Origin of the sequence: Companilactobacillus jidongensis, assembly GCF_003946575.1 — a bacterium.
Classification (GTDB): domain Bacteria; phylum Bacillota; class Bacilli; order Lactobacillales; family Lactobacillaceae; genus Companilactobacillus; species Companilactobacillus jidongensis.
This window is the reverse complement of record NZ_RHOP01000005.1, coordinates 84,446-105,530: the sequence shown is the minus strand read 5'-3', so window position 1 is coordinate 105,530 and position 21,085 is coordinate 84,446. Positions and strand designations below refer to the sequence as shown.

The following is a 21,085-nucleotide window of genomic DNA, read 5'->3' as shown; positions in this document are numbered from 1 at the left end:
TCCTAAATAGTTAGGTCATTCTCAGACTTGATTTCAATGGCATGATGCAGAAGCTTTTGTAACATACTGGCAAAGATAGCAATGACCAATGAAGCTCCAGCCAAAACAGCACAGACGATAATAACACCTGGAGCATCGTCTTTGTCAGCAAAAATATAGAACACAGGTGATTCGAGAAGATAGATAATACACATGCTATAAGCACAGTACTTAATATTTTTGAGCGCAGTAACAGATTTTTTAGAGAAAGCTTTTTCGTGGTCGATCAAGTTAAGTAATTTCATTGCTTGGTACAAAACAACGTAGAATAAAATAGCTGTAACATAGAGACCAAGTCCCAGAATAATTGTTAGAACGGGTTTGTTTGGTAACAGATTATTGGCACCAATCAAATAATGCGGGGCAACAACGATACAAATTGCTGCCATGATGAGTGCCATGACATAAATAGTTACTTTTAAAAAGATAGTTTCCTTTTTCATTTTGAAGCACCTCGTAATAATTTGTAATTTGAGTATAGCATTATTTTATCGATAAACAATAAATATTTATCAAATAACAACAAAAAAAGTCATCTTTTTCAAGATGACTTAGCTGACAAATTTCAATCCAATGACTGAAATGATGATTAGAAAGATAAAGAAGAATCGCTTGAAACTCTTGGACTCATTGAATAACCACATATTCATCAGTGAACCTCCGGCGGCCCCAATTCCCGTCCAAATCGAGTAGCCGATCGACATGGGGATGGTTTGTAGCGATAGGTACAAAAATGAAAAACTGAAAACAAATGAGACGATCATTGCTACTAGGGCAAGTTTCTTTTTGGTGTTTGAATAAAACCCTAGTGCAGTAACACCAGACATTTCTCCACAACCGGCGAGTAATAAGAATATCCAATCCATTAGTGTGCCTGTCTTTCTTCGATATCAGTGACGACTTTGAGTCCGATCACACCGACGGTTAATAGGAGAACAAAGAATAATTTGGGCAGGCTAAATGGTTCATGATAGACTAATACCCCCGCTAAGACGACGAAGAGAGATCCTAAGCCAACATAAACGGCATAAGTCGTTCCTGCAGGGATATTCTTACTGGCATCGATCATTAAATAAAAACTAAAAATCAAAATTGCGACTACGATCACTGCTGATATAATAGAATGTTCGTGTTTCATCGCCGAGACCCAAACAACTTCTAGCAGGGCACCGATGAAAATTTCAAACCAACTTCTGGACATAATTGTCACCTCGAAATAATTTTGTGATAATAACTAATTTACTGGATATGTACCAATAGTCAATCACAATTTGAGCGTAAAATTTGATAAAAAAAATAGTAACATGATACGATATTTTTAAATAAAATAATACGAAGTAGTTGATGAAGATGAACAGAGTAAACGTTGAATTATTTAGCATATACGGTGGATTCTTCTTGCTAGTACTTGTCGGGATCATTTTAGCATTAATTATCAATGACCTGTTACGGCGGAGGATGATTTTGGCATGCAATTTATTGCTGATCAATCATCATGAGATAGCTAAGGTTTCCATGGATTCGGAAACCGAAAAGTATTTACTCAGAAATCATCATCACAACTTGTATCGAATCAATGAACAAATTGAACGAGAAAACGGTATTTTAAAGTATCATCTTTGTTTAGGAAAAAGAGCCTTTAAATTTTATCTGAAGAAGCGTAATGCCTGGAATTACGATGTGGTAGCTGTAAAGATGGATTAGCTTATCGTTATAACGATAAGCTTTTTTATTTTTTAATATTAACTTGTAGATATAACCCGGTTCCATTGACTAACTTGTGAAAATCAGCTACCATGTTTATAAATTTTACCTATATAATATGATAGGGAAATCAAAATACAGGAGGCTCATTCATGTCGGCATGGGAAACAAAATTTGATAAAAAAGGATTCACTTTTGATGACGTTTTATTGATACCTGCAGAAAGTCATGTTCTACCAAACGAGGTTGATCTATCTGTTCAATTAGCAAAGAACATTAAATTGAACACACCAATCTTAAGTGCAAGTATGGATACTGTTACAGAGGCACCAATGGCGATTGCTATGGCACGTCAAGGTGGTCTAGGTGTTATTCACAAGAATATGTCCATTGAACAACAAGCAGACGAAGTTCTAAAAGTAAAACGTTCAGAAAACGGAGTTATTATTGACCCAATCTACTTAACTGTAGACGCTCCAGTAAGTGCTGCAGAGGATTTGATGCACACTTACCGTATCAGCGGTGTGCCAATTGTTTCTAATACCGAAGAATTAAAACTCGTAGGAATTATTACGAACCGTGACCTTCGCTTTATCAATGACTACTCAGTAAAAATTGATACTGTTATGACTCACGATGATTTAATTACAGCACCAGTTGGCACTTCTCTTGAAGATGCTGAAAAGATTTTACAAAAATACAAAATTGAAAAACTCCCACTTATCGACAAAGATGGTCGTTTAGGTGGATTGGTAACAATTAAGGATATTGAAAAAGTTCAAGAATTCCCTAATGCTGCTAAAGATCAATATGGTCGCTTACTAGTAGCCGCTGCCGTTGGTGTTACAAGTGATACATTTGACCGTGCTGCTGCCTTATTAAATGCTGGTGCCGATGCAATTATTATTGATACTGCTCATGGTCATTCAGCAGGTGTACTTCGCAAGATCACTGAGATTCGTGAGAAGTTCCCAGAGGCTACTTTGATTGCTGGTAATGTTGCAACTGCCGAAGGAACACGTGCTTTGTATGATGCTGGTGTTGATGTTGTTAAAGTTGGTATCGGTCCTGGTTCTATCTGTACAACCAGAATTGTTGCTGGTGTTGGTGTACCACAGCTCACAGCTGTATATGATTGTGCCAGTGTTGCTCATGAATATGGCAAGACAATCATCGCTGATGGTGGTATCAAGTACTCAGGTGATATGGTTAAGGCTCTAGCTGGTGGTGGTAACGCCGTTATGCTTGGTTCAATGTTAGCTGGTACTGACGAAGCACCTGGCGACTTTGAAATTTATCAAGGACGTCGCTTCAAGACTTATCGTGGAATGGGTAGCTTGGCTGCTATGTCACACGGTTCATCAGATCGTTATTTCCAAAGTGGTGTTAACGAAGCTAACAAGTTAGTTCCAGAAGGTATCGAAGGTCGCGTTGCTGCCAAGGGTGCTGTTGGTGATGTCTTGTATCAAATGTTAGGTGGACTACGATCAGGAATGGGTTACGTTGGTGCACATAATTTAATAGAATTACAAGATGCACAATTTGTTCAAATTTCAAATGCTGGATTGAAAGAATCACATCCACATGATGTTACTATTACAAAAGAAGCTCCTAATTATTCAGTACGTTAACAAAGATAAAAAAAGGATGGCTCAACTTAAGTTGAGCCACTCTTTTTGCGTAATTAAAAACTAATATTTATTTTTAAAGATAAAGAACTTCGATAGAACATAATTACCAATAATGGCTAGAAGTTGACCAACAATTTTTGAACCAGTGCCACCAGCACTGAGAAGAGAGATTCCGACCCAGAGTGTAGCTGTTTCAATTAAGAAGGTTAGAATTCTAGTTCCGTAAAAGGCTAACATTTCTCTAAAGGCAGTATTGGATTTGTGATGGAAAACGATGACTCGGTCAACCCAAAAACCAACTTGAACCCCTAGGAACCAAGCAACAATATTGGCGAATTGATAATTAAGATGCATTGCGTGATATAAAAGAAAGAATGTTCCAAAATTTACGATAACTGAAAGTAATCCCCATAATAGATAACGGACGGCTTCTTTGCCGGTACTTTCAGGGATGACCGGTGTTTCTTCAGAATTAAACACGGTCCCTGCATCGTTAATACCTTCCGAGATATCATCGATGACCTTTGTCAGTGGACTTTCTTCGTCAAAATCTGTTTTTTTGTTCATACTACTTACTTCTCCCCAACTTAAAATCTATATCTTTATACTAACCCTTTTGTAGGATGTAGAACAAAATTATAAAAATAAGAGTGGATAAACTTGGTAATCTCCTAAGTTCATCCACTCTTATTTTTTTATGATATTTTTAATCGTGATAATTTTTGAGTCGCTCGTAATTGTCAGTATTCATTTCCCAGCCAATTCCACCAATAACCATCAATGTGATGGGGATGATATTACTCAAGACATTCGCAATTCCGGTAAAGGCCAAAAGGTCTAATCTGAAGAAGTGGTTGATTACTAACAAGGTCAATTTAATAAATAATAAGATGAATCCCAACATAAATGTTGTATTGAAAATAGATTTTAGTTTTGAAGAGGCACTTTTTTGGGCCATAACGTAAACTCCTATTCGCTGATTTCAGCTTCCATTTTTCTTAATAGTTTCAACAGTATTATAGTCTCATCTTTGGACAATGGTGCAATAACTTGATTTTCTACTTCTGCAAAAAGATGTCCCAGCTCTTTAATGATTGCCATACCTTTGTCAGTTAAAAAAATACGCTTGTTACGGTCGCTATGACGGTCACGTCTTCTGATAACATAACCATCACGTTCCAAGTTCTTCAACATACTAGAAACACTGGCATCGCGGATACTTAGGAATTCAGCAATTTGCCGTTGAATCATTCCTGGAGTTTTCTCGATCAATTCCAAAGTTCTAGCTTGCTGAACTGTCAAATCGTATTTATTTGACTTCTCATTGAAAAGTCTTTGCTGATTAAAAAGTATTGAATGCATTAAATAATTTGTTTCCTGGGCATACTCGTCCATAATTTCCTCCGACGTTACATAATTAGTTAAAGTATAGCATAAAGCCCGTCATAATCGCGTTTAATAATTTAAATTTCTTATAGTTAGATATTTAATCATTAAATGCTTGACAGTCAGTTACTTTGGTATTATAACTTTACTTGTCGATATTTTAAATCTTAGATATCTAAGCATTAAAAACGGAGATAAATAAAATGTAAAGAAGTGAGAACAATGTTGTTACGTCATGCGGAAATGAAAGATCTACCACAAATCGAACAAATTATCTTGGATGGGAAGGCCCACCTGGCGGCCCAGAATATCAATCAATGGAGAGGACAATATCCGAATATGGATGTCTTAGTCCACGATATTAAGAACGGGTACAACTTTGTTCTTGCTGAGGGTGATGAGATCCTAGGAACTGTTTCAGCTATTCCTGGTCCTGATATGAGCTACCAAACTCTTGATGGTGAATGGTTAACTGAAGAGGGAGAATATATTGCCCTTCATCGTGTTGCAGTGTCTGCTAACCATCGTGGACAAGGATTGTCTACTAAGTTATTCAATGCAGTACTTGATGAATTGGCTCTTAACCCAACAATCAAAGGCATCAGAGTTGATACACACAAAGAGAACTTTGGTATGCAACATGTCATCAAGAAGTCAGGGTTCCAAGAAACAGGCTACGTAAAGGTATTGAACAGTAGTAATCCTGAACAAATTTATAACATTGGCTATGAGAAGTTGAACCTACCAGTTTCACTTCCAATGGCAAACTAAAAAGAGACCGTCAGGTCTCTTTTTTTGGTATCATTTATTCTTTTTAACCAAACTATGCCAATAGCCATAACCGAAGTAGATGACTAGTCCAATTCCAGTCCAGATGCCATACATACGCCACGTGAACGGTTGTAACTGGGTCATCAAGTAGATACAGGCAAAAAATGAAATCAGTGGGAAAACGGGATATAGAGGCACCTTGAAGGCTGGTTTCAATTCACGGGTATTTTTACCGTGTCTCAGGAAGATAACCCCGATCGAAGTTGAAGCGAATGCTAATAAAGTTCCGATATTTACCAGTTCAGTGATTTTGTCGATCGGCAGAACAGCGGCCGCAATGGCAGCCGCCAAACCAACTAAGAGTGTACTGTTTGCCGGTATGCTTTTTTTATTGACTGACTTGAAACTTTTAGGAAGTAGACCATCACGACTGAATGAATAGATCAGACGAGTTCCACCATACATAATCACTAACAGAACGGTCGTCATTCCCATGACAGCACCAAGTGAAATGATTCCGGACGCCCAGTTTTGATTGAGGATATTCAGTGCATGAGCAACTGGATCGGCGACATTCAAGTCTTTGTAATTAACGGCTCCAACCAAGACGAATGAAACCAAACTGTAGAGGATCGCGACAACTAGTAAGGAAACAATAATACCGATCGGCATATTTCGTTTAGGATTTTTGACTTCCTCACTGGCAGTGGAAACAACGTCGAATCCTAAGAAAGCATAGAATGCTACTGAGGCACCTTTACCGATACCACTCCAACCAAATGGCAGGAAGGGATTGTAATTCTCCGGTTTGACGAAGAATGCTGCAACAACTACGAATAGTAATATTACGAAAATTTTGACATAAACCATGATGGCATTGATTCGAACTGATTCAGTTAATCCTTGAAGTAATAGAACTGTAGCAAGCAAAACGATGACGAAGGCAATAATATCAAAACGACCTTGAGCATTACCATTTGTGTGAGCAGCTGATTGAAGTGCTTCGGGTAGAGTTACGCCAAAGCCTGCTAATAAATTACGGAAGTAGGCGGACCAACTTACGGCAGTCGAAGCTGCCGCAAATAGGTATTCAGAGACTAATGACCAACCAACGATCCACGCAACGATTTCACCGTATACTGAATATGAATACGTATAGGCGCTACCAGCTAAAGGAATAGTAGAGGCGAATTCTGAATAACAGAACGCCGCTCCAATACAGACCAATGCCGCAAATAAATATGTAAAAATAACGCCTGGACCAGCATAATTAGTCGCGATGATTCCCGGTGTGATGAAGATACCCGAACCGACGATAACACCGACACCCATGATGACTAGATCCTTGGCGACCAGTGTTCTGGTTAGGATAACATCTTTATTTTGTAGGTCACTGACAACATCTTTTTTTCTAAAAAGCGACGGCATATAATTCTCCTCTAATGTGATTCTAATCGTATTAGTATAATATAAATGACACATTGATGGGAAGTTTTCAAACCAACTTTTTTGATATTAAAGTGTTAATATTTTAATTAATGACTACAAAAACATTGAGGGGTGAAATTATGTCATTTGATTTTGACAAAATTAATGATCGTCGTAATACTGCTTCTGTGAAGTGGGACGTTAAAGAAAACGAATTACCAATGTGGGTCGCTGATATGGATTTCCAAACAGCTCCAGAGATTTTAACTGCGATGCACAAAGCCATTGACAGTGGAATCTTTGGTTATCAAATGATTCCAGATGAATACTATAAGGCCGTAGCTGACTGGTTCAAAAAAGAACATAACTTTAAACCTAAGACTGATTGGATGCTCTTTAGTACTGGCGTCATTCCAACTATTTCCGCAATCTTGCGTCATATGACAGATGTGGGTGATAATGTTCTGTTACAAGAGCCTAATTACAACACATTCTATGGGGTGATTGAACATAACGGTCGTAACGTTACAAATAATGAATTGATTTATACAGATGGAACTTACAAAGTAGATTGGGAAGATTTAGATGCTAAATTATCTGATCCACAAACAACTGTTATGCTTGTATGTAATCCCCATAATCCAACTGGACATATTTGGAGTAAGGAGACCTTGACTAAGGTTGGTAAGATGGCTAAGGAACATAATGTCTTGATTATTTCCGATGAGATCCATGGAGATATTTCAATGCCTGGTCACAGTTATGTACCGTTCGCATCATTAGACCCTGAGGTCGCCGAGAATTCTATTTCACTAGTATCACCAACTAAGACTTTTAACATGGCACAATTACACGCTTCAACAATTATTGCGCCAGATGCTAATCTTCTGGCTAGAGTGGAACGTGCTATCTCAATTGATGACCAAAGTGAACCGGGAATCCTAGCGGTGGCTGGAACTATCGCTGCCTATACTAAGGGTCACGAATGGTTGTCAGACTTGAGACAATATATCAGTGTTAATCACCAATTGTTGACGGACTATGTTGCTAACAACATTTCTGAGCTAAGTGTTGTTAAGAGCGATGCGACATATTTGGCCTGGATCGACTGTACTAAAGTTACAGAAGATTCTGAAGAGTTGAATAACTTCATTCGCCAAGAAACGGGATTATATTTGGCAGAAGGTACAAAGTATCGTGGTAACGGGAATCAATTTTTACGTATGAACTTGGCCACTAATAAGTCACGTGTTGAAGACGGCTTAAAACGCCTTGAAAAAGGTGTTCATGCTTACTTAGATAGTAAAAAATAATTTGATAATAATTAGAAAGCTAGAAATTCTGTTTAGATAGAGTTTCTAGTTTTTTGGTAATCTAGGCACTTCAAAGTACCTATATCACAAAAAAGTACATACTATCTAAGTGGTCGGATACGGTTTATATTAGTAACACGAATTCAACAACAAGGAATTAGTATGATTAGTTCATTAAATGATCACATCAAAATAAATAATGGTACAGCTATTAGGAGGTATTTTTATGGATCTTCATTTAAAAGAGAAAGTAGCTTTAGTTACCGGATCGACCAAAGGTATCGGTAAAGCAATTGCGATTGAAATGGCTCGCGAAGGAACTAATGTCATTATTAATGGAAGAAAGCAACCAGAAGTAGATACAGTTGTAGCAGAAATCAAACGTGATTTTCCTGAAACAGAACCATTGGGAGTTGCAGCAGATTTGGCAAACGAAACTGACCGTCAAAGACTATTTGTTGAAGTTCCAGAAATTGATATTTTAGTCAATAATATGGGGATTTTTCAACCAATGGATTATTACGATATTGATGATGCAACTTGGGAAAAATTCTTTCACGTTAATGTCTTAGCTGGAAATGCATTAGCTAAATTTTATTTACCAAAAATGCTTGCTCAAGATTTCGGTCGTATTATCTTTATTGCAAGTGAAGAGGCCATAATGCCATCTGGAGAAATGCCGCAATATAGTATGACCAAGTCGATGAATCTTTCGTTGGCAAAGAGTTTGTCCAAATTGACAGTTGCCAGTCACGTAACGGTCAACACTATCATGCCAGGTTCAACTTTGACCGAGGGTGTTCAGAAGATGCTTGATGATATGTATCAAGACAGTGATTTGCCTAAGGCCATGTGGGAAAAGGATTTCATGAAAAATCATCGTTCTCGCTCACAAATTCAGCGCTTGATTCGTCCAGAAGAAATTGGTCGTTTCGCGGTGTTCGTGGCTAGTCCTGATGCATCATCATTCTCAGGAGAGGCTCTACGAGTCGACGGTGGATTAGTGCCAACAATCTTTTAGATGAGAACGGTCAAGAAAGTAGTTGTGGTAAATAATATCCGATATAATGATAGTAATACCCAATGGAGGTGTCACATGCCACAACTAAAAACTGGATTTACCAACATACAGATGCTGGATTCTAGCATTATTGTTGACCTGCGCTACGCCACTACGAATAATTTTACTAATCAAAAAATTTATGATTTCGTTACCGCAATTGCTAGAATGGGAACGGCAGAAAAATTAGCAAAAGCTAGTTTAGCTCTGAGGAATCAAGGATATCGTATTAAAGTTTGGGATGCTTATCGTCCTGTCAAAGCTCAAGAGAGATTATTTGAAGTTTATCCTGATCCGGAGTTTGTTGCTAAGCCGAATCCTAATTTTTCGCACCAAAAAGGCGTCACATTTGACCTGACTTTATGTGACTTGAATGGGAATGAATTAGAAATGCCAACAGTCTTTGATGATTTCACAGAAAAAGCACATCGCGATGCTAAGTGTTCGCCGGAAGCGGAAGCTAATTATCAAATTCTTGATATGGCAATGTATGAAGCTGGATTCGTCGGTTACGAAAATGAATGGTGGGATTATCGTGATGCGGATATGAATGATTATGGTCCAGCCGCCGCTGATCCGAATGATTACAAATAACTAAATAATTGACATAATTTTGAGATTACTATAATCTCAATGTAAATTGTATACAGGCTTCTTTTAGAAGGGCCTGTATTTTTTCTTTTTTTGGGGGGAAAACAAAATGGGCCTGTATATTTCAGCCGTGGTTATTTTGATGCTGGTAGCAATTAGTAATTTAGCTGCCAAATTTATTAGAGTAATACCTAGAACGTATATTAATTTACTTATGGGTATTATTTTTGCATGTATTCCTCTCATAAATAAACTGGTTATTGGATTCGATTCCGAGTTCTTCATGGCCTTTATCATTGCACCATTGTTATTCTTTGAAGGACAACAAACACGGAGCTTCTTAGTTCAACGAAAATTCAAAGAAATATTAGGCACGGCAATCGTCTTAGCTCTGATCTCCGCAATTGTTGGATTATTTGCAGTTAATCGGATATTTGACATTGGATTGCCTCTGGCACTGATCATGATAGCTATCAGTACACCGACTGATGCGACAGCGCTGGATTCCGTTCGTGAAGGTCGAGATGTTCCTAAGCGAACCGAAGTGGTTTTGAAAATGGAATCGCTATTCAATGATGCTTCAGGAATTATTTTGTTACAGGCGGCAGTTTTGTGGTTTAAAACCGGTGAGTTGTCATATACCAAGAATTTTAGTGACTTTCTAATTTCGGCCGTTGGTGGAGTGATTTTAGGTGCAGGAATAGCGTTCATAACGATGATTCTTCGTCAGATGATTATTCGTAGTCGCTGGAATGAGACATCATCACATTTAATAATTTATTTCGCTACACCGATACTTATTTATTTGGTAGCGGAACGGATCGAGTTATCAGGCATTATTGCGGTTGTTAGTGCGGGATTAATATTCAATGGTGAAATGAGTCGAAGCAGATTTTCCATTCCTCGTTATCTGAGCTTTTTCAATCAAACTGTCAGTTTTGTTGGAGGAGCCTTGAATAGTTATGTGTTCGTTGTTCTTGGTATCTCAATTGCAAGAATTGTTGCGGATCAACGTGAAGAAATGACTTCAACTTTGGAATGGCTTTGGATCGGTATTATCATCTATGTTGTATCGACGACTATTAGATATTTGTATGCGAGATTCTTATCGAAGAATTCACGAATGGAAGCAGTAACTTTTGCCCTCGGTGGAGTTCATGGTGCTGTTACACTGGCTTTGGCATTTTCGTTGGCGGGAATGGGTATCACCGGAACCAACTTTGATTTGATATTGTTGACGGAAGCAGTGGTTATTATCCTGAGTATGCTGGTACCGACAATATTGTTCAAATTCATTTTGAACCCGATTCTTAATGAAGATGACATTAGAACAAAGTCAAAGGGAGTTCGTGAAAAAATGGTTGGTGTAGGTATCAACTATGTTCGTGATTTGGAAATATCCCCAGCGGTCAAAGAAAGTGTTACGTTCGATTTGTTGGATCAAACACGTAAAACAACAGTGAAGGAATTTCTTAACCAGTGGCGTGGAGTTAATAATAAGCGGTATGTCTTTACTGGTTTTCAGGCAGTTGAAGAAAGACAAATTCTGATGAATGCTTTTGAAAAGGAGCGAGAATTTTTATATGAGCTGTTAGATGGTGTAGCTTTGGGTGAGGCCCAGTATGTTTATGATGTTTATAGTGAGCTGTTGATATCTGAGTCGTTGGTTTTGGATTATTACGAGTAGGTTTGTCTCCGGAAAAAAGTGAAAATTCTGCTGTGGGACCGACTTCAGCCTAAGGGCGGTCTGAAGTCTCGATTTTGAACTCTGCATGGACCGCAGATTTCAAAACTCGTCCTGTTCTGTACGTCCGGCTGTCGCCGTGCTACAGAACTTGCACAGCTGAATTTTTACTTTTTCCCTCCGAATTCATTTGTATCTTTTAACTCATAACTTGGTAGTTATTGGTGAGATTAGGATTTTTTGTTACACAAAATTAGCTGAAGGGGACGAAATATTTGTCAGCCGTGAATGTGGCAAAGCCACAGGACGAACTTTAAGATTTGCAAAGCAAAGCTTAAAGTCGAGGTTCGAGACCTTGGCTCGAACCGGTCCCACGGCAGATAAAATATTTTGTTCCCGGAAGCGGCAATAAAAAAGCGATGCTATTCTCAAAATAGCATCGCTTTTATTTAATTATCATCATCAAAACCGGAACCACGAACAAACTCAAAATGGTAGTTTCAGTAACCATAATAGCGGCATAATTAGAATCGGCATGATACAATTTCGCCACAACTGGTGCGTTAGTCATAACTGGCATAGCTGCTTGAATGATGAAGACTTGTTTCATCAAAGCTGGTCCAGGAATGAAGAGGAATAAGAAGCTCATCAACAATGGAGCACAGATGAATCTTCCAAACAAAATACCAACGTTTTCTTTGTGGAGTGCAATGTTGGTTAAACCAGCATTATAGATAGAGATACCAATGAAGATCATTGATAATGGAATAGTCAAGTTACCAATGTATTGGAAGTCTGACATCAAGAATGTTGGTAATTTGATATGCAGGATAACGAGAATCAAACCAATAATGAAGCCCATCAGTGGTGGGGAGAATAGCTTAGACAAAGTAGTTCTCCAGTTAAATGAACCTTTTTTTTCGCCGTCAACTTGAATCAAGTAAGTACCTAGAGTCCAGAAGAATGTTGTATTAGCCATGTAGTAAACCAACACATATGGCAAACTTTGTGATCCGAACAATGCCATATTGACAGGCAAGCCAACGAAAACGGTATTTGAATTGAAAAACATTGATGAGAATAAACCCTGATGGTTTTTATCAATATGTAGAATTTTGATCATAATAACAGAAATACCGATCAAAATTGTCATAGACAAACAAGGTATGACTAGATTAGGTAACAGTTTGATCAGTTTGCCAGCTGTAAAATCATTCGTGATCGTGTAGATCATGTAAGCAGGCAAAGCTACTTGCGTAACTAGTTTGGCGATCAGCTTAGTGGCATCGTCTGAAAACCAGTCTTGTCGAGCTAAGAAGTAACCAACTGCAATTAATATGATAATTATTAAAATCCCTTGAACACTCTGAAAAAATACTCCCATATAGATTGCCTCTTTAGAAAAAATATATACTTTTTATGTTACACCTTTTTGAAAGTGTATTGAAAACTAATCTTCCATAGTTTCAGTTTTTTCATCGGCATCTTCAACAATAGCTGTTTTGTTTTTGGCGGCGGCTTTATCGATTCGGTATTCTCTGACAAAATAAACCATTGTCATAACCACAAGGAATACTACACCAACTAATAGTGAAACGGTAGTTTCTGGATTGAGAAACATGAAGAACAAAATGACTAGTAATGAGGCAATAGCCAGGTAGTTACTAATGGGATAGAACGGCATTTTGAAGGGATGTTCGGCCATATGTTCGGCGTTGACCTTTCTAAATCTCAATTCACTGACCAAAATAACGAACCAAGGGACCATACCCGGTAGAACACTAGAGCTGTATACGATCACGAAGATATTGTTTGAAGTATGAAAAATTACAGGTAAGACGAAATTCAAAATCAAACCGAGTAGGATCCCTACTGACATAACGATTACAGGTAGATAGGGAACGTTGTGACGAGATAACTTTGTGAAAGCCTTAGGAAGACGGTTTTCTATACCTAATGTATATAGCATTCGGCTAGAACTGAAGATTCCAGAATTACAACCAGACAAGGCAGCAGTCAAAACGACAAAGTTGATAATCTCGGCGGCGAAGGTGATTCCAAACTTAGCGAATGTTTCTGTGAATGGAGAACCGATCGTACCTAATTTGTTCCAAGGATAAATTGTGACGATAACAAAAATAGCACCAATATAAAAAATTAAAATTCTACCAACAATTGAACGAATTGCATGAGTGATCGTCTCTTGAGGATTCTCAGCTTCACCAGCGGTAATGCCGATAACCTCGATACCTTGATAGGAAGCAACGACGATTGCTAGTGCGAAGATGAATCCTTTTAGACCACCAGTAAAGAAACCACCGTTTTTCCAAAGGTTACTAAAACCGACAGGATGACCACCGTTACCAACACCGAGTAGAATAACTAAGAATCCTAAGATGATCATAAAGATAATTGTGACAACTTTGATGATAGAGAACCAAAATTCCAGTTCACCATAGGCTTTGACAGATGTTAAATTAGCAATGCCAAGCGTTACAACAACAACGACACCAACGATCCACTGCGGCATATTAGGCCACCAGAAACTCAAGTAAGTTCCAACGGCAATAACTTCACTGATACCAACGACTAACCACTGGAAGACATTGCTCCAAGCGGTCAAGTAACCGACAACGGGATGAATGTATTCTGTTCCAAATTTGGCGAATGATCCAGTGGATGGATCAACGTAGAGCATTTCCCCAAGTGCACGCATAACCATGTATAGAATTAATCCGGCAAGTCCGTAGGCCAAAAGAACTGATGGACCAGTCCATTTAATAGTTGAAGCCGACCCCATGAATAAGCCGACTCCAATTGTTCCACCTAGTGCAATCATCTGCATTTGGCGTGAAGAAAGGCTTCGCTTTAGTTTTTCCTCTTCCATAGATAAAGATCCCCTTTCATCTGTTTAGAGATGCTGAACAAATGTAAAATATGTTGATACCATGATACTATATATTTTCAATAAAGTACGGAATTTTCTGAAAAAATTTTTCATTAAATAAAAAATATACAAAAAGAGCTTCTAATTATTAAAATTAGAAGCTCTTTTTATGAGAATGTTCGTATTTATATATTAAAACTCCTCTTCGACTGCATCAAAAGCATCCTCAGTAGAAGTAACGTTATCAGGTTTGTGATCACGTCCACGTTCACGTATGAAGTAGATGAGCGTCATAACGATTAAGAAGATAACACCGACCATCAATGAAATAGTTGTTTCTGGATTCAAGAACATGAAAACTAAAATAACTAATAGAGCGGCAATTGCTAAGTAATTACTGATAGGATACAGTGGCATCTTGAATGGATGGTTTTCCATACGTGCAGCGTTGACTTTTCTAAATTTCAGTTCGCTGATCAAGATAACAAACCATGGCACCATTCCTGGAAGAACACTGGAACTATACACAATAACAAAGATATTACTTGAGGTATGGAATAGGATCGGTAATGAGTAATTTAAGATCAAGCCGATCAAAATTCCTAATGAAATTGTGATAACAGGTATATATGGGACTTTGTGTGTGGATAATTTTGTAAATGATTTGGGCAGATATTTTTCGAGTCCTAATGTGTAGAGCATGCGACTGGCACTGAACATACCGGAGTTACAACCAGACATGGCCGCTGTCATCATAACAAAGTTAATGATTTCAGCCGCAAAAGTAATTCCGACTTTGGCAAAAGTCTCAACGAATGGAGAACCGATCGTACCTAATTTGTCCCATGGATAAATCGAAACGATCACAAAAATAGCACCGATATAAAAAATCAAGATTCTACCAACGATTGAACGAATTGCACGAACAATATTTTCTTGAGGATTCTCGGCTTCACCAGCTGTGATCCCGATAACTTCAATACCTTGATATGAGGCGACAACAATCGACAAGGCGAATATGAACCCCTTGAGTCCACCTGTGAAGAAGCCACCGTTTGTCCAAAGGTTACTGATACCAATCGGATGTCCACCATTACCGACACCAAGAACGATAACGAGGAGTCCTAAGATGATCATAAAGATAATTGTGACAACTTTGATCAAAGCAAACCAGAATTCTAGCTCACCATAGGCCTTAACGGAAGTAAGGTTAGCGATACATAGCGTTACGACTACGACCACGCCAGCAATCCACTTGGGCATCGTTGGCCACCAGAACTCTAAGTATGTTCCGACAGCGATAACTTCACTGATTCCTACTACTAAGTATTGGAAGACATTGCTCCAAGCTGTTAAGTACCCGACGACTGGATGAATATATTCCGTCGCAAATTTAGCGAATGATCCGGTTGATGGGTCAACATAGAGCATTTCCCCTAATGCTCTCATAACCATATAAAGTATTAAACCTGCTAAAGCGTAGGCGAGTAATACTGAAGGACCGGTCCACTTGATTGTGGATGCTGATCCCATGAATAGACCAACTCCGATTGTTCCACCTAGAGCAATCATCTGCATTTGTCTTGATGATAAGCTACGACTGAGCTCTTTTTTTGCCATACATAATCCCGCCTTTGAAACTGTTCATTAATAGTGAACATGTGTGTTAATAGTATGAGACTTATCATACACTTTGTTTGTGAAATTGTCATATTTTTTTGAAAATCGATTATTGGCTATTAAGTATTTTTTCAATAATACAAAATATTTGTAATTGATTCAGCATTAATCTAAAGTACTATAGACATATGTATACAAACTAATACTGAGGGGAAATATTATGAGAGCAGTAGTTATTGATGAATACGGAAATAAAGATAAGTTACACATGGAAAATATTGCGATTCCAGAAATTGCAGATGATGAAGTACTAGTTGAGGTTAAGGCAACTTCGGTTAATCCAATCGACTGGAAATTACGTGAGGGTTATTTGGCAGAAATGATTCCTTTGAAATTTCCCATCGTTCTAGGTTGGGATGTGGCCGGAGTTATAACGCGAGTTGGCCAAAATGTAACAGGGTTCAGATCCGGTGATAATGTTTTGGCACGTCCAGACTTAACCAATCGGGGAACATACGCTGAATATACAGCAGTTAAAGAAGATAAATTGGCAAAATTGCCCAACAATGTTTCATTTGAGGAGGCAGCCTCATTACCGCTTGCTGGATTAACAGCTTGGCAAGGTGTTTATGAGAACCTTGAAGTTAAACCTGGTCAGACAGTTTTGATGCAAGGTGGAGCTGGTGGTGTTGGAATCATTGGGATTCAATTATTGAAGCACATTGGAGCACATGTTATTACAACAGCTAGTGCCAAGAATAAGGAACTTCTTCAAAGCCTAGGTGCTGATGAAGTAATTGACTATCACGAGACTGATTTTTCAAAAGTGTTGAATAATGTCGATGCAGTTTTCGATACAATTGGTGGAGACACTCTGGACAAGAGTTATTCAATCATCAAAAAAGGTGGTCATCTGGTGACAATTGATGGCCAAATCGATGAGAAAAAAGTAGAAGCCCAAGGAATCACCGCTAATGCGATTTGGCTGCGTCCTAATGGTAAACAGTTGACCGAATTAGTCGATTTTGTCAGTGATGGTGTTGTCAAAACTGTCATTGATAGTGTGCATCCATTTAGTGAAGACGGAGTTAAAAAAGCTCAAGAAATTAGTGAGTCACACCATGCTAAGGGTAAAATTGTGATTTCCATGAAATGATAAATAACACAGCAAATAATCCGGTTTGCTGTGTTATTTTTTTAAAATTTGTATAAAAATCACTAGATGTATTGCAACGTATGTTCGTATACTAGTATTATTTAAACTAGGTTTAAATAATTTTCGGGAGGAAAAGTTTAATGAAGAAATCATTGATCGTAAGTGGATTATTATTTTCTGGAATGATCCTCGGCTCAGTTGCTACACCTGCTGTAGTTCAAGCTGCTGACAATGCAGTAACTACTGAAGCCACAGATAGTACAAGCACAGGTCAAATCTCTAATAATGTTACATTCAAAGATCCAGATGGAAAAACATTAGTTACAATGGCAATGTTTGGAAAGGTTGGACAAAATCTGACCGTGCCACAATCGTCAACTGCCTTAACTGGTTACTATTTCAATGGAACAGTTCCTGTATTCCAAGCAGATGGTAGCTCATATGATGTTACAGTTACTAAAGCCGGAGACTATAGTAACGTTGTTACATTAAATGTTAACTATTATTTAGGTGATAAGACTAATGTTGTTGGTACAGAGCAAATTACTGGAGCTAAGAACGGTTCCGCTAAATTGGCTTCAATTCCAGCAGGTTACACATTAGTTAATGCTAGTGATGCAAATGTTACATTAGCTGATAAGGATAGTTTGTTGAACGTTGAAGTTAGACAACCAGTTGCTAATACAGTTATCTTCAAGACAGCTGATGAAGCACAAGTTGGTACTACTACAGTTTCTGGAACAAAAGTCGGAGATGCTGTTGCACTAACAGATGCTCAAATTCCAACAGGTTATACAGTTGCTGACAAGAATGTGACATTACAAACTGATGGCAATACACAAATCATTACAGTCACAAAGACTGATACTTCAGGTGTTATTACTAAGTATGATGGTGTTGCTACAACTGGTAAGTTGGGCGCATTGATCTATACCCAAGATGGTAATGTAATCAAAAACCGTGGTTTAGGTGCTAATACTGCCTGGAGAGTTGACAAAAAGTTAGTTCTTAACGGCGTTACATATTACCGTGTTGCTACTAATGAATTTGTTAAGGCTGCCGATGCAACAGTTACTGGCTCTGATGCTAATACCGGTACAGATACAGGTATCGTTACACCATCTGATGCAGCCAAGGCTGACAAGACAGTTGTTACAACAACTTCAGATGATCCAACATTCCTATATAAGGGTAATGGAGAACAAATTAAGAACCGTGCCTTGATGCCACATTCAGCTTGGCAAACAAGCAAGATGGGTACAATCAACGGCGAAAAGATGTACAAAGTTGCTACTGACGAATGGGTTCCAGCCAGTGCAATTAAGTAATAATTAAATTTATATAGTTTTATATTTATGAAAGTCCCTTCAAACCTGATTTTTTGGGTTTGAGGGGCTTTTTTTGTTTTGTAGTTTATTAGATGTAAATGTTGCATGGTATTTATATGTTAAAAATTGATTTGATTGAAGTTAGACTAACGTTTTGATATTTACAAAAATGTTCTTTTATAAAGACTTTTAAATTAGAAATAGATAAGAAAAAAATTATGAATATTTTCACGGTCAAAATTGAATATAATACGTGGATTATACTGATGTAACAATAATTATATTATTAATTTACAAATATAAAAATCTTGTTTCAAGCTATTGAAATGATTTAATATCCCTATATCATATTAGTTACATCTTATGGATAGATTGAAGTAAATTTATATGAAATTTAGGGGGAACTTATGAAATGAAGAAATCATTAGTATTAACAAGTATTTTATTTTCTAGTATGGCGTTGGGATCTGGGGTTGTTACACCTGGTACTGTTCAAGCGGTTGTGAGTACATCTATAGAAATTTCGAATATGGAAAATGAAGTTGTTTATATAAATAAACATGGTAAAAAAATTGATAATCAAAAAATTAATGGAACATTAAACAGTGAATTTGAGTTGGATAGATTGGATATACCTAAAGGATATAAAATAGTTACTGATAATAAGAGGATTATTATCGGTAGTAGTGGAACTAAACATGAGATTAAAGTTGAATCTGACAAAATAAAAAATACTATCAAATTTATTGATTATAGAACTGGAGAGATTATAAAAACACTGGATATTTGGGGATTAACAGATAATTATTATGATATTATTGATGATTTGCCCATTAATTATAAGTTTGATCCATTTTGGGGTAGACAATATTTAATCTCAGCTGATAATGTTGAATCTGAAATTACTATACAGAAAATTATTACCCATTTTAATACGTTTAGATTTGTAGATAAAAATGGAAATTTAATTGAAGAAAAAAATATTATTGGAGAAATAGGTGAAAAGGGGATTCTAGGTAATGACATTCCTTACGGATATGCACTTTCTAATAATCAAACAATGAGTTTTTATTTTACTGACTCAAAAGATCCGGTTGAAGTTACAGTACATAGAGTAGTAAAACCAGATAGTCAAGAGAATGGTAACCATAATAATGGTGGAGCGATTGATAACGATAAATTTAAAACCACTTTTCAATTTTATGATGTATACGGAAATCAAAACATTATAATTTCTTCCATTAATATTGAAGGAAAGCAATGGGATCATATATCATATACTAAAGAGCAGTTACCAAAGGGGTATGAAGCTGTGTATTCTGGTATACCTACTTTAGATATTGATAGTCGAGTACAAAGGCAAGGTGTTAGAAAAATTTTTAATTCAACGGCAAAGTTTGTAGATGTATATGGTAATTATATCGATTCAGTAAATATATTTGGAGGAGAGCGGACCAAAAAAGAAGTACTTTCTCCTAAAGGATATACATTTCTAAATGATGCTCATGAATTTACCTTTGAAAATAATAATCAAGTGAAAACTTTTGTTTTAGTTCCAAACAAACAAAGCGTAACTCCAGACAAAACAAAATTAACAACAAGCATAACCTTCATAGACAAGGACACTAAAAAACAAATCAGTAAAACCCAAGTATCTGGAAAAGAAGGAACCAATCAAAAGGTAACAATTCCAGCAGGATACAAGTTATCTACTGGTTCAAGCAACATTGTAAAGATGGAAAAAAATACGGGTTCTGTAACTATTCAATTGGTTAAGGTCAATGGATCAATTACTGTTACTAAACCAGGATCTAATAATAACCATTCAGGTTCACATTCTAGCGCATCTGGTAAAGTGGAATCTTACTCTACCAACATTTCAACACACTTATCAGGCTCTACACCATTGTTTAATATCAAAGGTAAGGAAGTTAGAAACCGCGCCCTGATGGCAAACACAAATTGGCATGCAGATAAAAAAATGACGCTAAACGGTAAAACTTACTATCGAGTTGCCACAAGCGAGTGGGTCAATGCAGAGCATGTTTATGAGTACACTTCTCACAAGGCGGTGATTAATACTGCCAAAGGGAATTACAAACGTCTCTACAATTCAAAGGGACAACTAAACAAGAATCGAGCTCTAGCAAGTAATACTAGCTGGGCAACTGACAAAACTGCTACAATCAATGGAGTAAAAATGTACCGTGTAGCAACCGATGAATGGGTTGCTGCCAGTGATATTCAATAAATTCAAAAGAGCACAAATCTTTGATGATTTGAGCTCTTTTTAATACTTTTTAAAAAATGTTTTTTAATACATATTTTCAAAAGTTAATTTTTACAAATCACCATAAATCCCTTGATATAGGCATTTACATGTAATATATTTGAATTGTTCCCAAAGGGACAACGTAAAATTTTGCGAGTTTCAAGGCCTTGAAACAAAAAAACAACTCAATCTGATTGAGTTGTGATTTACAAAAT

At 37.2% G+C, this 21,085-nt stretch carries 20 protein-coding genes; 10 read left to right on the top strand and 10 right to left on the bottom strand.

Annotated elements, in window-relative coordinates; translation table 11 throughout:
- Nucleotides 1-2: 2 nt before the first annotated feature.
- From EKM68_RS04240 to EKM68_RS04230, 3 genes are all read right to left on the bottom strand, one after another.
- Nucleotides 3-482 carry a DUF2975 domain-containing protein gene (locus EKM68_RS04240; protein ID WP_125588420.1) on the bottom strand — a complete coding sequence of 160 codons (480 nt, stop codon included), beginning with the start codon at nucleotides 480-482 and terminating at the stop codon, nucleotides 3-5.
- Between the two features lie 108 nt (nucleotides 483-590).
- A complete protein-coding gene (locus tag EKM68_RS04235; protein WP_125588419.1) occupies nucleotides 591-905 on the bottom strand; it encodes a DMT family transporter in 315 nt (104 codons plus the stop codon).
- Nucleotides 905-1,240 carry a DMT family transporter gene (locus EKM68_RS04230; protein WP_125588418.1) on the bottom strand — a complete coding sequence of 112 codons (336 nt, stop codon included), beginning with the start codon at nucleotides 1,238-1,240 and terminating at the stop codon, nucleotides 905-907. Before EKM68_RS04230 ends, EKM68_RS04235 begins: the two co-directional genes overlap by 1 nt.
- A gap of 149 nt (nucleotides 1,241-1,389) precedes the next feature.
- Here EKM68_RS04230 and EKM68_RS04225 point away from each other — a divergent pair, with 149 nt between their 5' ends.
- Together EKM68_RS04225 and guaB are read left to right on the top strand one after the other, a co-directional pair.
- Nucleotides 1,390-1,743 (top strand): hypothetical protein, encoded by a 354-nt coding sequence (locus EKM68_RS04225; RefSeq protein ID WP_164509350.1) that lies wholly within the window; start codon nucleotides 1,390-1,392, stop codon nucleotides 1,741-1,743.
- A 152-nt stretch (nucleotides 1,744-1,895) separates the two neighbouring features.
- Nucleotides 1,896-3,374: an IMP dehydrogenase gene (gene guaB / locus EKM68_RS04220; RefSeq protein WP_125588416.1), complete on the top strand. Its 1,479-nt coding sequence runs from the start codon at nucleotides 1,896-1,898 to the stop codon at nucleotides 3,372-3,374.
- Between the two features lie 60 nt (nucleotides 3,375-3,434).
- Here guaB and EKM68_RS04215 read toward each other — a convergent pair whose 3' ends face one another.
- The 3 genes from EKM68_RS04215 to EKM68_RS04205 form a co-directional block, all read right to left on the bottom strand.
- Nucleotides 3,435-3,941, bottom strand: coding sequence for a GtrA family protein (locus tag EKM68_RS04215; protein WP_125588415.1), 507 nt, complete (start codon nucleotides 3,939-3,941; stop codon nucleotides 3,435-3,437).
- Nucleotides 3,942-4,080: 139 nt separating this feature from the next.
- Nucleotides 4,081-4,332 (bottom strand): hypothetical protein, encoded by a 252-nt coding sequence (locus EKM68_RS04210; RefSeq protein ID WP_125588414.1) that lies wholly within the window; start codon nucleotides 4,330-4,332, stop codon nucleotides 4,081-4,083.
- 11 nt (nucleotides 4,333-4,343) lie between these two features.
- Nucleotides 4,344-4,769: a MarR family winged helix-turn-helix transcriptional regulator gene (locus tag EKM68_RS04205; RefSeq protein ID WP_125588413.1), complete on the bottom strand. Its 426-nt coding sequence runs from the start codon at nucleotides 4,767-4,769 to the stop codon at nucleotides 4,344-4,346.
- 213 nt (nucleotides 4,770-4,982) lie between these two features.
- Here EKM68_RS04205 and EKM68_RS04200 point away from each other — a divergent pair, with 213 nt between their 5' ends.
- Nucleotides 4,983-5,531 (top strand): GNAT family N-acetyltransferase, encoded by a 549-nt coding sequence (locus EKM68_RS04200; RefSeq protein ID WP_125588412.1) that lies wholly within the window; start codon nucleotides 4,983-4,985, stop codon nucleotides 5,529-5,531.
- Between the two features lie 30 nt (nucleotides 5,532-5,561).
- Here the strand turns inward: EKM68_RS04200 and EKM68_RS04195 are convergent, their stop codons facing one another.
- Complete coding sequence (locus EKM68_RS04195) at nucleotides 5,562-6,959, bottom strand: amino acid permease (RefSeq protein ID WP_125588411.1); 1,398 nt, start codon at nucleotides 6,957-6,959, stop codon at nucleotides 5,562-5,564.
- A 140-nt stretch (nucleotides 6,960-7,099) separates the two neighbouring features.
- On the opposite strand from EKM68_RS04195, the gene EKM68_RS04190 reads away from it, so the two are divergent.
- From EKM68_RS04190 to EKM68_RS04175, 4 genes are all read left to right on the top strand, one after another.
- Nucleotides 7,100-8,272: a MalY/PatB family protein gene (locus EKM68_RS04190; RefSeq protein WP_125588410.1), complete on the top strand. Its 1,173-nt coding sequence runs from the start codon at nucleotides 7,100-7,102 to the stop codon at nucleotides 8,270-8,272.
- 226 nt (nucleotides 8,273-8,498) lie between these two features.
- Nucleotides 8,499-9,293: an SDR family NAD(P)-dependent oxidoreductase gene (locus tag EKM68_RS04185; RefSeq protein ID WP_125588409.1), complete on the top strand. Its 795-nt coding sequence runs from the start codon at nucleotides 8,499-8,501 to the stop codon at nucleotides 9,291-9,293.
- Between the two features lie 75 nt (nucleotides 9,294-9,368).
- The gene (locus EKM68_RS04180) at nucleotides 9,369-9,926 is read left to right on the top strand and encodes a M15 family metallopeptidase (RefSeq protein WP_125588408.1); all 558 of its coding nucleotides are present in this window, start codon (nucleotides 9,369-9,371) and stop codon (nucleotides 9,924-9,926) included.
- Nucleotides 9,927-10,032: 106 nt separating this feature from the next.
- On the top strand, nucleotides 10,033-11,610 hold the full coding sequence (locus EKM68_RS04175; protein WP_125588407.1) for a cation:proton antiporter: 1,578 nt from the start codon (nucleotides 10,033-10,035) through the stop codon (nucleotides 11,608-11,610).
- Between the two features lie 442 nt (nucleotides 11,611-12,052).
- Here EKM68_RS04175 and EKM68_RS04170 read toward each other — a convergent pair whose 3' ends face one another.
- From EKM68_RS04170 to EKM68_RS04160, 3 genes are all read right to left on the bottom strand, one after another.
- Entirely contained in the window at nucleotides 12,053-12,991 is a 939-nt protein-coding gene (locus EKM68_RS04170; RefSeq protein ID WP_125588406.1) for an AEC family transporter, read from the bottom strand.
- A gap of 66 nt (nucleotides 12,992-13,057) precedes the next feature.
- A complete protein-coding gene (locus tag EKM68_RS04165; protein ID WP_125588405.1) occupies nucleotides 13,058-14,494 on the bottom strand; it encodes an amino acid permease in 1,437 nt (478 codons plus the stop codon).
- Between the two features lie 192 nt (nucleotides 14,495-14,686).
- Nucleotides 14,687-16,114, bottom strand: coding sequence for an amino acid permease (locus tag EKM68_RS04160; protein WP_125588404.1), 1,428 nt, complete (start codon nucleotides 16,112-16,114; stop codon nucleotides 14,687-14,689).
- A 220-nt stretch (nucleotides 16,115-16,334) separates the two neighbouring features.
- On the opposite strand from EKM68_RS04160, the gene EKM68_RS04155 reads away from it, so the two are divergent.
- The 3 genes from EKM68_RS04155 (at nucleotide 16,335) to EKM68_RS13670 (ending at nucleotide 20,849) form a co-directional block, all read left to right on the top strand.
- Nucleotides 16,335-17,270, top strand: a complete 936-nt coding sequence (locus tag EKM68_RS04155) for an NADP-dependent oxidoreductase (RefSeq protein ID WP_125588403.1) — start codon at nucleotides 16,335-16,337, stop codon at nucleotides 17,268-17,270.
- Between the two features lie 140 nt (nucleotides 17,271-17,410).
- A complete protein-coding gene (locus EKM68_RS04150; protein WP_125588402.1) occupies nucleotides 17,411-18,598 on the top strand; it encodes an SLAP domain-containing protein in 1,188 nt (395 codons plus the stop codon).
- A gap of 412 nt (nucleotides 18,599-19,010) precedes the next feature.
- Nucleotides 19,011-20,849 (top strand): SLAP domain-containing protein, encoded by a 1,839-nt coding sequence (locus tag EKM68_RS13670; RefSeq protein ID WP_225422961.1) that lies wholly within the window; start codon nucleotides 19,011-19,013, stop codon nucleotides 20,847-20,849.
- Nucleotides 20,850-21,085: the final 236 nt, after the last annotated feature.